This is a genomic window from Thalassotalea castellviae (genome assembly GCF_031846185.1).
GTDB classification, from domain to species: Bacteria; Pseudomonadota; Gammaproteobacteria; order Enterobacterales; family Alteromonadaceae; genus Thalassotalea_H; species Thalassotalea_H castellviae.
Genome location: NZ_JAVRIF010000001.1, coordinates 564,718 through 578,712, shown reverse-complemented (window position 1 = coordinate 578,712; position 13,995 = coordinate 564,718). Strand labels below are relative to the sequence as shown.

Annotated in this window: 10 protein-coding genes; 9 read left to right on the top strand and 1 reads right to left on the bottom strand. The window is 37.0% G+C overall.

The annotated features are described in order from the left end of the window. Positions 1-13 precede the first annotated feature (13 nt). Complete coding sequence (locus RM573_RS02600; RefSeq protein WP_311576786.1) at positions 14-1,267, bottom strand: MFS transporter; 1,254 nt, start codon at positions 1,265-1,267, stop codon at positions 14-16. Positions 1,268-1,540: 273 nt separating this feature from the next. Here RM573_RS02600 and RM573_RS02595 point away from each other — a divergent pair, with 273 nt between their 5' ends. The 9 genes from RM573_RS02595 to RM573_RS02555 all read left to right on the top strand — a co-directional run bounded on the left by RM573_RS02595 (position 1,541) and on the right by RM573_RS02555 (position 13,976). Continuing rightward, entirely contained in the window at positions 1,541-4,810 is a 3,270-nt protein-coding gene (locus RM573_RS02595) for a WD40/YVTN/BNR-like repeat-containing protein (protein ID WP_311576783.1), read from the top strand. A 147-nt stretch (positions 4,811-4,957) separates the two neighbouring features. Then, complete coding sequence (locus RM573_RS02590; protein WP_311576780.1) at positions 4,958-5,569, top strand: fumarylacetoacetate hydrolase family protein; 612 nt, start codon at positions 4,958-4,960, stop codon at positions 5,567-5,569. A gap of 86 nt (positions 5,570-5,655) precedes the next feature. After that, complete coding sequence (recR, locus tag RM573_RS02585; RefSeq protein ID WP_311576777.1) at positions 5,656-6,261, top strand: recombination mediator RecR; 606 nt, start codon at positions 5,656-5,658, stop codon at positions 6,259-6,261. Positions 6,262-6,425: 164 nt separating this feature from the next. Beyond that, positions 6,426-7,229, top strand: coding sequence for a substrate-binding periplasmic protein (locus tag RM573_RS02580; RefSeq protein WP_311576774.1), 804 nt, complete (start codon positions 6,426-6,428; stop codon positions 7,227-7,229). Between the two features lie 56 nt (positions 7,230-7,285). Beyond that, a complete protein-coding gene (locus RM573_RS02575; protein WP_311576771.1) occupies positions 7,286-8,083 on the top strand; it encodes a substrate-binding periplasmic protein in 798 nt (265 codons plus the stop codon). Between the two features lie 138 nt (positions 8,084-8,221). Beyond that, positions 8,222-10,183, top strand: a complete 1,962-nt coding sequence (gene htpG, locus RM573_RS02570) for a molecular chaperone HtpG (RefSeq protein ID WP_311576768.1) — start codon at positions 8,222-8,224, stop codon at positions 10,181-10,183. A 289-nt stretch (positions 10,184-10,472) separates the two neighbouring features. Continuing rightward, the gene (adk, locus tag RM573_RS02565; protein ID WP_311576765.1) at positions 10,473-11,117 is read left to right on the top strand and encodes an adenylate kinase; all 645 of its coding nucleotides are present in this window, start codon (positions 10,473-10,475) and stop codon (positions 11,115-11,117) included. A gap of 367 nt (positions 11,118-11,484) precedes the next feature. Beyond that, complete coding sequence (locus RM573_RS02560) at positions 11,485-12,810, top strand: tetratricopeptide repeat protein (protein WP_311576762.1); 1,326 nt, start codon at positions 11,485-11,487, stop codon at positions 12,808-12,810. Positions 12,811-12,824: 14 nt separating this feature from the next. Then, positions 12,825-13,976, top strand: a complete 1,152-nt coding sequence (locus tag RM573_RS02555) for a FecR family protein (protein ID WP_311576759.1) — start codon at positions 12,825-12,827, stop codon at positions 13,974-13,976. Positions 13,977-13,995 lie beyond the last annotated feature (19 nt).

Sequence of the window (13,995 nt, the reverse complement as noted above, 5' to 3'; positions counted from 1 at the left end):
TAATATCTGTGGTTTATGTTGAGTGGGTATTTTTGTTATGACGATAAAACAACCAGGTCACTACATATAAAATAATAATAAACGGGATACTAGATAAAACCACGCCATGCCAACCTGCTTGAAATAGCATCCAACCCGCGAGTAAAGAGGCGATGGCTTGAAAACCGAAAATCACAAAATCATTAAGCGCTTGAACTTTGTGACGTTCCCAAGGATGATAACTTTGTGGTAAGAGGCTAGTCCCCGTTAAAAATAAGAAATTCCAACCAATACCTAATAACAATAAAGCCCACCAGTAATGCACGACTTGTTCGCCAGAAAAAGCAATCATAGTAACTATGCTGTATATCAAAGTTCCGAGTAATAAAATCTGTTGTAGCCCTATTTTCTTCACCAACCAAGCGGTAAATAAGGACGGAATAAACATCGCAGCGATATGACTTTGTATCACCCATTTTGTATCCATTAAACTATGACCATGCATATGATGCATACTTAATGGCGTTGCGGTCATTAAATAACTCATTAAGGCAAAACCAATTGCTGCGGTTAATATTGAAATAATGAAAATAGGTTGTTTAATGATTTCAGGTAATGGGCGAGCATCACCTTGTTGTGTGGTTTGCACTTTTAGTGGATTTTGAAAGAAAAGCAATACTGCCATGGCAACTAAGTTAAGCCCGGCAATAAAAGCAAATGATCCGGTATAGCCATAAGGTGAAGCAAGCCAGTCTTTCGCAACCACGGCAATTTCAGGTCCTAAAAAAGCAGAAAAAATGCCACTTAACATTAACACAGATAATACCGTTGGGATTTCGTTTTCATCGTTAACACTTTCAATAGCAGCAAAACGTAATTGTTGGATAAATGCTGTACTCATTCCAAAAAATAAACTTGCTAAAGTAAATAACTTAAAGTCGGCTTGTTGTGTGGCAATCATTGCGATGAATGAACCGAGCAGTCCGAGCGAAAAACCTACATAAGTAGCTAGCTTTCTGCCGAGTTTTTTAGCTAATAAAGCCGCCGGTATTGCGGCACTTGCTACACCTAATATCATAACGGTTACTGGTAGCGTTGCTAATGAAGGGTTTTCAGCTATTTCACTAGAAAGTATTCCGCCAATAAATACAATCACAGGGGATGCCGCCATCACTAAAGGTTGAACTAAAAACAAAACCCAGACATTTTTCGGCAATGAAAATATTCGTGATAAAACGACTGTTGTCAGTATTAATAAGGCTAAGGTGATGACAATATTAATGAGCATGTTGGCCGGCTATTTTAATAAAACAAAGATATTACCTCATAAATATTTATTTATTCAGTCATTTATTAATAAAACTTTACTTTCTTGATAGGTGTTTACTATAGATTGATTGGCAGCGACATTTTTCAGCACTATTTATGAGCTATCTTTTTAACATGCTATACAAAGTTTTCTCTGAGTCTTAAACTAACTATAGAGTTTTATCAGCCGTAAACTTAAACAACTGTTCATTGTTCAGTTTAATGTAATAAAAATAAACAAAGGCATACTCACATGATACAAAAATTTAAATACCTTCCTTTACTATTTGCTAGTTATTTAATCTCAACTTTAATATATGCAGAGATTGATACCGACTTATTAGCCGGAATGAAAGCACGAAATATTGGGCCAGCAACTACCAGTGGCCGAATTTCTGATATAGAAGTGGTTATCTCAAACCCGAGTATTATTTATGCCAGTGCGGCATCAGGCGGTGTTTGGAAATCTGTCAATGCCGGTTTGAATTGGCAAGCTATTTTTGATGATCAAGATTATGCCTCTACTGGCGCTTTAGCTATTAATCAACAAATTCCTGATATTGTTTGGCTTGGCACTGGTGAAGGTAATGTAAGAAATTCAACGTCGATTGGTGGTGGTATTTATAAATCGATGGATGGTGGAAAAACTTGGCAGAAAATGGGCTTAGAAAAAACTGAACGGATCAATCGAATCGCCTTACATCCAACCAATCCAAATATTGCATATGCCGCTGCTTTAGGCACGCTTTGGTCAAAAAATAAAGAGCGGGGGTTATTTAAAACCGTAAATGGCGGTAAAACATGGCAGAATATTTTATACGTGGATAACACGACCGGCGCTAGCGATATTAAAATGGATCCAACAAATCCTAATAAGCTATATGCAACCATGTGGGAATTTTCACGGTTACCTTATCGTTTTGAATCAGGAGGACCGGGCTCTGGTTTGTACATATCTATCGACGGCGGTGAAACATGGCAGCGAAAAACACAAGAAGATGGCCTACCTGAAGGTGACTTAGGGCGTTTGACAACGGCAATAGCACAAAGCGATCCGAATGTTGTTTACTTATTAGCCGAAGCGGATAAAAGTGCTTTGCTTCGTTCTAATGATGGCGGTAGTTCTTGGCAAACGGTTAATAGTGATTTTAATGTTGCCGATAGACCCTTTTATTATTCAGAAATTGAAGTTGATCCGAACGATCCCGATACTATCTATAATATTGCGACTTTACTGCGTCGTTCCATTGATGGTGGTAAAACATTTTCTGTGCTCGACAAAGTCAATTGTTGTGCAACAGGCAATACCGTTCACATTGATAATCACAGCTTGTGGATTAATCCTAAAAACTCTAAACACATTGTTTTAGGGAATGATGGCGGTGTTCAAATCACACAAGATGCTGGCGATAGCTGGCGTTTTGTGCAAAATTTACCTATCTCACAGTTTTATCATGTGCGTGTTGATAACGCTCATCCTTATCATATATATGGTGGTTTACAAGATAATGGTTCATGGCGTGGTCCAGGGGAAATATGGCAAACGGCTGGCATTCGAAACCTACATTGGCAAGAAATAGGGTTTGGTGACGGTTTTGATGCCATGCCTTTTCCTAATGATGTGACAAAAGGCTATAGCCAATCGCAAGGTGGTGCGTTAAGTCGTTATGACTTAACGACCGGTGAAGAACGCTTAATTATGCCGAATCCGCCAAAAGGTGAAGAATTACGTTTCAATTGGAACGCAGGTTTAGCGCAAGACCCATTTGATGAAAATACCATTTATTACGGTAGCCAATTTGTTCATAAATCAACAGATAAAGGTGATACTTGGCAAATTATTTCTGACGATTTGTCGACGAATAAAAAACAATGGCAACGTTACAAAGATTCAGGCGGTATTACCCCTGATGTCACCGCAGCAGAAAATTATACAGCGATAATTACCATTGCCCCCAGCCCACTAAAGCAAGGCGTTATTTGGGTGGGAACCGATGATGGTCGCATCCATGTTACTCAAGATGGCGGAAAATCATGGACAAGTGTCGAAAATAAAGTAAGAAAAGGACCTAAAAACGCATTTGTTCCTCATATTACGCCTTCTGAGCATGATGCAGGAAGTGCTTACATCGTTTTAGATAATCATCGTAAAGGTGATATGAAACCTTATGTGTATAAAGCGGAAAAATACGGTAAAAAATTCAAAAGTTTAGTTGATAAAAATTTACGTGGTTATGCCTTGTCAATTCAGCAAGACCATGTTGACGAAAACTTATTGTTTCTGGGAACAGAATTAGGCTTGTATGTTTCAACAACACATGGCGAGCAATGGTTTAAGTGGGATCAAGGTGTTCCGACGGTTTCGGTTATGGACATGGCCATTCAGCGTCGAGAAAATGATTTAATATTAGGAACACATGGTCGATCTATTTTTATTATTGATGATTATAGTGCTTTACGAGGTTTATCAGAAAAATCATTTAACGCTGATTTAGCGCTACTAAGTGTTACTGATGGACAACAATATAGAGCAAGTCGTGCTCCTTCAACTCGTTTTTGGGGAGACGCTGCTTTTGTTGGTGAAAATGAAGATTACGGTGTTGTTTTAACAGTCATGGCAAGTGGCGACTTTTTAACACACCCTGATGCCGAAAAACACAAAACGCAACAAATTGCAAAACGTCATAATCGTGCAAAAAGTAAGGCAGCTTCGAATCAACAAAAAGACGAGCAGGAGAAAAGCGTAAACAAAGCGCGCGTTGAAGTGAGAAATGCCAAAGGTCAGTTAGTTCGTACCTTTACCCACGAATTAAAACAAGGCGTAAACCGTATTGTTTGGGGATTAGAAAGCGATGGTGCTAAACGTTTGCCAGGTAATGAGCCGAAAGAAGATAAAGACATTTTACCTGCCGGTTATGAAGTCGTGCCGGGCGAATATCAGATAACGGTTCGTTTAAATGAGCATAAAGTTATGGCTAATGCCAAAGTCATAGCCGATCCTCGCTACAAGGTTAGCCAAGCAGAGCTGGAAGAAAACTTTGCTATGCTCAGTGAAGTTACTCAATTATGGAATGTGTTGTCAGATGCCGCAACGGCGCTAAGTGACAGTAAAAAAGATGTCGAATTAATTCAAAATGTTGCTCAACATACCTTAGATAAAATTGACGGTGACAAAAAAGGGCATGTTGCAAGTAAATTAGTTGACTCCGCCAAGGCTTTATTAACACAAATTAAATCACTGGATGAGTTATTGCGCTCGCAACCTAAAACGAAAGGAATTGTAGATGATAGTTTTAGAGTTCAAAACCATATTGGCATGGCAGACTGGTATATCAGTACCGCTTATGGCAAACCATCCGCCACTGCTCAAGCTTATTTAGCTATTGCTAAAACAAAACTGTCTGAAGGGGTAGAAAAAGTAAATAACTTTTTAGCAAAAGACATGGCTGAATTTAAGCTGTCTTTTGCTGATTCAGGCTTAACGTTATTAAATCAAATACAGCCTATCGATTTAAGTAAATAATGATATCGACACTTGATTTAAGTAAAATACAAAGTTAAGTGTGATAAGCCATTACCAAATAATTAAAGAGCTGTTTACCAGCTCTTTTTATTTTTTAAATTACAAGCATGAGAGTTATCGGCGGTAGCCTTCCATGAAAGAGGAAACATGAACAGTATTTTACTTGAGAATAAATCTATCATACCAAGCAAAGTGGTATGTGTGGGACGCAATTATGTTGAACACATTACTGAACTGGGCAATGAGGTACCTGATGAAATGGTTGTTTTTTTAAAGCCTAATTCAGCGATTTCAACCACTTTAAAAGCCTTTCATCAAGAATGCTTACATTATGAAGCAGAAATTTGTTTTCTCTATCAACAAGGTCGATTTTCGGCGGTTGGCGTGGGGTTAGATCTAACAAAAAGAGCTTTGCAGAGCCAGCTAAAAGCTAGCAAACTACCCTGGGAACGAGCTAAAGCCTTTGATGGTTCGGTGGTTTTTAGTGAATTTATTGCCATCGACACAATAGCACCAACTTTGCGCGTACAACTTAAAATCAATAACCATATAATTCAACAAGGTGGTGTTGAACTTATGATGATTAAACCGAATGAAATTTTATCTGAAATTCAGACGTTTATGACTTTACAGGATGGCGATATAGTGATGACAGGCACGCCTAAAGGCGTTGGTGTTGTTAATCAAGGTGATACGTTTGAAGGTAAAATACTTGTTGAAGATAACATACTCGTTTCGAAAAAGTGGTTGGCTCAATAAAGATCGATTACACCAAGTAAAATGATTAATATTATCGTCAAACTCAGTTAGACTATCGACTTTTCTATCAAACGTTGTTGATGTTTATGAAATTTAGTCCTTTGGTACAAGAGCTTATCCATTCCTTTAAATGTTTACCTGGCGTTGGTGCAAAGTCTGCACAACGAATGGCGTTTCATTTATTGGAAAGAAATCGTATTGGTGGTAAAAAACTTGCGGAGTCTTTAGCTTTAGCTATGGATAACATTGGCCATTGTCAACAATGTAGAACGTTTACCGAAGCTGACTTTTGCGATATTTGTTTAAGCCCCAAAAGAAAAATCAGCGAACAACTTTGTATAGTGGAAACGCCGGCTGATGTTATTGCGATAGAACAAACAGGCGAATTTCAAGGGTTATATTTTATTTTAATGGGGCACTTATCTCCGTTAGATGGGATAGGCCCCGATGATTTAGGGCTTGATATTTTGGAATCTCAGCTTGCGAAAAACCAATTTAAAGAAGTTATTCTAGCGACAAATCCAACGGTAGAAGGTGAGGCTACTGCACATTATATTGCTGAATTGACCAAAAAATACCAAGTGAATATATCACGTATAGCCCACGGTGTACCTGTAGGTGGTGAGCTAGAATATGTTGATGGAAATACACTTTCACATGCGCTGTCTGGACGGAAAAATTATCATTTTTAAGTGATTATCTTTAACTTGCATATGTTGGCTAGCAAGGTAAGTTATTTGCCCGTTAATTTCACTACGTTGACCTTTGATAATGTGAATTTACTTCAGTGTTAAGCTTTGTCTTTACGGCAAATTATTCTATGATTTAAAGATGAGATTGTACATAAATGTTGTGTATGCGTTTAAAATACTGTTTTTTACTAATCTTTTTATTAACTACATCGAGCCAAGCGTGTGAAATGTTGATGGGGTACCGAACCTCAGAGCGTTTACCTTTTATTGCCGAAGCGCCGAATCATCAAGGACTTTACTATGCTTTATATAGCAAAGCATTAGCAAATATTGGCTGTCAACTTAAAGTCATTCGAGCGCCTAAAAAACGTATTTTACATATGCTTAAAACAGGTGAAGTCGATTTTTATCCAGGGTTAGGGTTTTCCGATGAAAGGGAAACGTATCTGCATTTTATTGACAGCGGCTTGAAAAGCCGATCTGCTGTGATTTCACATCTTGATACTAAGTCTGTGCAATCGTTAGCTGAAATGAAAGGAAAAACCTTACTCATTGCACATGGCGCTAAACCGATTGATGGTGAAAAATATGGCGTATTTATGCGCTCAGGTTACGATTTATCGATTGCACAAGTTGTAGAATTAATTAGTAAAAAACAAGTAGATTTTTATTTTTATAACGAAGATGCTATTCATTACTATTTAGCACTTCACCCTTATGAAAATATTAAAGTGTATCCTTTGAACGAAAGTTATGAGGCTCTTCATTTAGGTTTTTCAAGAAAATCTAGCTTTGCTGATGAACGTTATAATGATGATTTTGATGCTAAGCGAGTAAAATCACTCGACAATCGCGAATATATATTAAGCAAACAAAGTAAAGTGTATCAGTTTCAACAAGCTTTAAAACAGTTATCAAGCCAAGGTGTGACGTCTCAGTTAAATAGTCAATTTTTCTTACTGAATTAACACAATAATGAGCATCACAAACTTGAGTAAAACAAAATAAGTATAAAAGGTATCCTTTGCAAAAAACAACGAAAATCAATAAGCAGATAAAAAACCAAACTGTTCAACAACTGTTTTGGCGTTATGCTGTCTTAACTTTAATGCTTTTTGTTCAATCTAGTTTTGGACATGAAGAAACTCACGAAAATCAAGTTGATGATTATACTATATCTGTTGTGACAGAAACTTGGTTTCCATTTAATTATTTTGATAAAAATCAAGAGATTGTTGGTACCTCTACCGATTTAGTCAAAGCGATTTTAGATCATGCTAATATCGACTATGAAATTAACCTTTATCCTTGGCAACGGGCTTTTTCTTATGCCAGAACCCATAAAAATACGTTAATTTACTCTATTTTTCGCACGCCATTACGAGAAGATTTATTACATTGGATATGTCCAATTGCTAAAAGACCGGTTCATTCTGTATATAAACTAGCCAAACGAAAAGATATAAAAATAGACGCGGCTAATGATCTGGCAAATTACACTATTAATTTAACCAGAGGCACTTTTCCTCATGAATTTTTTATAAGTAAAGGAATGAAAGAAGGGGTAAACCTTCAGCTAACCGCAACTAATGACTCGAATATATTGATGCTTCTTAAAAATAGAGTGGACTTGATTGTTGAAGCAGAAATGGCTATTTTTCAATTAATAAAAGAACTTGGTTTACCTGAAGACACAGTTGAAAAAGTCTATACTTTTGATGAAATGAACCAAGCGCCCATCTGTATGGCGTTAAGTAAAGAAACCCCTGCCTATATCGTCGAGAAAATTAGACAGTCACATAAAGCTTTGTATCCACATTAATTTTAAGAAACTAGCTAAATACCTATAATTTTTCCTTGAAATAACTTTCCTAAACCCCACATGTTAACTATCAACGCGTTTAATAACTTATTCGCGCTAACCAATCGTTTAAAATAGTTAATGTAGGAAGTTTTACATATGTCAGACACAGACCAAAAAGAAGTGCATGGTTTTCAAACTGAAGTGAAGCAATTGCTTCAATTGATGATCCACTCATTATATTCAAATAAAGAGATTTTCTTAAGAGAATTAGTGTCAAATGCTGCCGATGCTGCTGATAAACTTCGTTTTAAAGCGCTATCTCAAGCAGATTTATATGAAGGAGATGGTGATTTACGTGTTCGTGTCAGTTGCGATAAAGAAAATAATACCATTACCATTTCAGATAACGGTATTGGGATGACCCAAGAGCAAATCATTGAGCACTTAGGGACGATAGCTAAATCTGGTACTGCTGAGTTTTTCTCACAACTTTCTGGCGACCAAGCGTCTGATTCTCAATTGATTGGTCAATTTGGTGTTGGTTTTTACTCGGCATTTATTGTTGCTGATCATGTCACCGTTCGTTCTCGTGCTGCTGGCGTGGCTGCAAGTGAAGGTGTTGAGTGGACAAGTGCTGGTGAAGGTGAATTTACTACCGCTAAAATAGAAAAAGCAAACCGTGGTACCGACATTATTCTTCACTTGAAAGAAGAAGAGTCAGAGTTTGCTGATGATTGGCGTTTAAAGTCTATTGTGACTAAATACTCAGATCACATTTCAGTAAAAGTTGAAATGTTAACGCCGGAAGTTCCTGCGGTTGAAGCGGTAGAAGAAGTTAAAGATGAAGAAGGTAATGTAACTACACCTGCCGTTGAAGCGCGAGATGCGATCCCTGCTACTTGGGAAGCGGTTAACAAAGCAACTGCATTATGGACACGTGAAAAATCAGAAGTATCTGATGATGAATACAAAGAATTCTACAAGCATGTTTCTCATGACTTTGGTGACCCACTTTTATGGGAGCACAATAAAGTAGAAGGGAAAACTGAATATACATCTTTGCTTTATATTCCAAGTAAAGCGCCATTTGATATGCATAACCGTGAAAAACAGCACGGCTTAAAGTTATTCGTTCAACGTGTATTTATTATGGACGACGCTGAACAGTTTATGCCAACTTACTTACGTTTTGTTAAAGGGTTATTAGACTCAAATGATTTACCATTAAACGTTTCTCGTGAAATTTTACAAGATAATAAAATTACTCAAGCTATCCGTAAAGGCTGTACAAAGCGCGTACTTAAAATGCTTGAGAGATTAGGCAATAAAGATAAAGAGCAATATCAAATCTTTTGGAATGAATTCGGTCAAGTCCTAAAAGAAGGTCCAGCTGAAGATCACGCAAACAAAGAACAAGTTGCTAAGCTTTTACGTTTTGCTTCAACAGAGACAGATACAGCCGTTCAAAATGTTTCAATTCCTGAATATATTGAGCGTATGAAAGAAGGCCAAGACAAGATTTATTATGTGGTTGCAGACAGCTTTGAAGCGGCTAAAAACAGTCCGCATCTAGAAGTTTTCCGTAAGAAAGGCATTGAAGTGTTATTAATGTCTGATCGCATTGATGAATGGTTAGTTAGCCACTTAACAGAAGTAGACGGTAAGCAATTACAATCAGTGACTCGTGGTGGCTTAGATCTTGGTGACATGGAAGATGAAGCTGCAAAAGAAGCACAAGAAAAACTTGAACAAGAGTTTGATTCCGTTGTTTCGCGCATTAAAACATCATTAGAAGGTAAAGTGAAAGACGTTAAATTGTCGCAACGTTTAACCGACTCGCCTGCTTGTATTGTTGCTGATGAGCATGATATGAGTAGTCAAATGATTAAATTAATGCAATCGGTAGGTCAGGAAGTTCCGGAAACCTTGCCGATTTTTGAAATTAATGCTGAACACGAATTGGTTAAGCACGTTGCTGATGAAACTGACGATGACAAATTCAAGCAATGGACTGAAGTATTATTTGAGCAGGCAATGTTAGCAGAAAGAGGTAGTTTAAAAGATCCCGCTAGCTTTGTTTCTCGCTTAAATAAATTAATGTTAAGTTTAACGAAATAATCAAGCGTAAAACTATTCATTTTTTAGTTAAAGGATTAAAAGTAAAAATCAAACAAATGTTTGATTAGACTTTAGTAGATAAAAGGGGCTTTTTTGCCCCTTTTTTGTTGTATACCATGAAATGCTACTTGTTAGACAACAAGTGAATATGTATAGTGTGGCAACTTTTAAAAAGAATAAAGCATACTGATTTGGCTGTTAAATTATTAGGTAAAACTACCTGAGTATTTTCTTCTTAACGTTAGTTTTACAGCCAAATAAGTATATTAAACATATAGGGTAACATTCTATGCGAATAATTTTGTTAGGTGCTCCAGGCGCTGGTAAAGGTACTCAAGCACAATTTTTAATGGCTAAATTTGGCATTCCACAAATTTCAACTGGCGACATGCTTCGTGCGGCCATTAAAGCAGGTACAGAACTTGGTCAAAAGGCGAAAGCCGTGATGGATTCAGGTCAATTAGTTTCTGACGAATTAATAATCGGTCTTGTAAAAGAACGTATTGCAGAAGATGACTGTAAAGCAGGATTTTTATTAGACGGCTTTCCTCGTACTATCCCACAAGCGGATGCCATGAAAGAAAATGGTGTTGCTGTCGATAGTGTTATTGAATTTGACGTACCGGATGAAGTTATCGTTGAGCGTATGGCAGGTCGTCGAGTTCATGCAGGCTCTGGTCGTGTATATCATGTGGTTTATAATCCGCCGAAAGAAGAAGGTAAGGATGATGAAACGGGTGAAGAATTATCTATCCGTCCAGATGATGAAGAAGCAACCGTTCGTAAACGTTTAGGTATTTATCACGAACAAACAAAACCTTTAGTAGATTATTATCAAGCTGAAGCTTCATCAGGTGCTTGCTCATATTTGACTATTGATGGCACTCAGCCTGTTGATGAAGTAAGTGCTTTATTAGCGAAAAAATTAGGCTAACAACAATATATCCCACGCGATAGTTGCGGTAAAACTATGCCTATCAATTTGAAAAAAGCTTGCTTTGGCAAGCTTTTTTTATCGATGAAATTTGACGATTGAACTTATAAGATGCTGATCATAGCAAAGTTAACGATTGTCAAAATTTTGAACTGCAGGATGAGAATGTTTCTCTATCTTAACCCAATAAAATAAAGTATGAATAACTAGGGTTAACGGGGGAGTTTACTCATAATTTCTCCTGATTTGGTCATTTAAAATTCCCTCATAAATATGTTACCAGTATGTTAATTTGCTTAATAGCATTGTAGTGACTATTCTTTTTTTAATAAAAATCATTTATTAGATACGCAAGTAACTTAAGCAAATGAATAAACTTTATTATAAAAATAACAGATCTTGGCTGGTTCTATTTTTATTGTTATCGCTTGATAGCAACTTTGTGATGGCAAATGCGACCTCGCCTGAAAAAATACTTTCGTTATTAAAATCTCAACAATCAGCTCAAGCATTTCAGCTAGCCACCGAGGCTGCGAGTGAACATGAAGGTGATCCTCAATTTGATTTAGCCTTCGCATTGGCGGCTCGAGCGGTGGGGGAGTTTAATCAAGCCGTTTACGCGTTTGAGCGGGTGTTGTTTGTAAAACCCAACTCAATTGATGCTAGATTAGGCTTGGCAATTAGTTATTACGATCTGAAAAACTTTCAAGGTGCAAAAACAGAGTTTTCTCTACTCTCTAAACAGCAACTCACTGCAAAATTATTAACCATTGTGAATCAATATCTTGCGGCAATAGAAAAACGCACAGGTGAATCAAATGGCCATTGGCGTCATTGGTTAAGAGCAGGATTTGGTACAGACAGTAATGCAAATAATGGTAGTTCAGATGAATTTATTACATTGCCATTGCTAGGCCAAATACGTTTATTTGAGAATAGTAGAGAAATAAGCAGTTCATTTTATAATATTCAAGGACAAACATTGTATGTAAAACCGATAGATCAACTAGCTAAATGGTATGCATCTGCCTCAATATTACATGTTGAATTTTCCGAGCAATCAGCCTTTTCTAAAAGCTTTGCAAGTTTGTTTGCTGGCTATCAAACTCGAATAAAAAATTATGAGATAAATGCGAGTCTTTTTTATCGACCACTATGGTTAGATAGCGAAGACTTTCTGAATTATTATGGCGGAAAAATTGGTGTTAACCAGATAATATGGCAAGACAGTCGATTAGGCGTCGATTACTCACACGCTTTTGAAGATTATAATCAAGAAACCCTTCTTAACAAACAGCAATCGTTAATTGAAGCTTGGCTAGAACAACCATTTTATAATGGCACTCATCGTTTTACCGCTCGATTTGGAAAAGAAAATGCCAAGCAATCAGTCAATGACTTTTCAAGTAGAGATTTTTGGGGGGTAGGGTACAGTCTGAAGCAAACGCTAACACCATTATGGCATTATAAAGCTTCTATTGATTATTTAACGGGAGAATATAATGCCCCAGACAAAGTGTTTAATATTGTCCGCGATGATAGCTTTTTTCGCGCCGAATTAGAGTTGGGGTATCAATATAATACCCAATGGCGTTTGTTCTCTAAACTTAGTTATTTAAACAATAATAGTAATCTTTCGTTATATGAATTTAGCCGCTATAAATTTTGGATAGGTGGGCAATATGACTTTTAGTGTTGGAGTTAACTATGAATAAGCTACTCGTTGTATTTACTACTTATGTATTCTTTTTACCTGTTTTACAGGCAAGCGAAAATGCGGGTAAAACTATTATGGCCAAAGGATCGGTGAATGCTGAAATGAATCAAAATATCCGTGAATTATCCAGACGATCGCCGATTTTTACTGAAGATTTAGTTAAAACAGCGATAAATAGTGCGACGCAACTTAGAATGATTGACGGTGGTTTATTATCTATTCAACAACAAAGTCAATTAGCGATTAACCAATATGAATTTAATCAAGAAACTCATCATGGCAATGTTTCTATGTCATTGATTAAAGGAGGTTTACGAACAATCACAGGATCTTTAAACAAGGCTTCTGGTAATTACACCATGCAGACACCTGTGGCGAGTATTGGGGTTCGAGGAACACATTATGAAGCTGAGTTGCTTGACGGTGATTTATATTTAGCTACCTGGGAAGGCATCATTGATATCGATGTGCTTGCGGGCACCGAAAATCAACAATTTTCCTTGGGTCCAGAATTGCCTCATAAATTTGCTATTGTCCGAGTAGACGGCAGTGTTGAGTTTTTATTAACCGTCCCTGCTGTATTTTCAGAAGGTCATAGTCATGATTTAGCCGAAAATACAGTAATGACCGTAAGGACAGATGATATTTTACCTACATCGGATAGTTTGTTCATTGGGGATGAGATTTATTATGCATCCGCATTAGAAAATAAAGGCGCACAAACTTTTTTTGGCAATGAACTTCAAGTTTCAACTTTAGGATTAGAGCCTGAAATAAGTCGCAGTGGTGAAATACTCTTCTCTGAGTTAGAACAATCCTCTGTTGTTAGCAGTAGTGGCGAAATTAGTGATCTTGCGATTTCAATGAATATTAATTTTGATACGGCTCGAGTGTCAAATGGTCAAATTTCATTCAATGATAATGGTGGTGAATGGTTTGCAGCGATGGACGGTATTATAGAACAAGGTGAATTAGATTTAAGTATCAACTTTGCATCTCATAATAATGCATTAGCGAGTGGTGAAATTAATGGTTATTTAATTAATCAAGGGCACGGGGTCTTAGGGAGCTTTACTTTGGCGGAGTTACTTAACCCTGAGGTTAATGCCGGTGGCAGTTTTCTTTTAAATAGTCATGAGTAAGCTGGTGAAAGAGGATTTT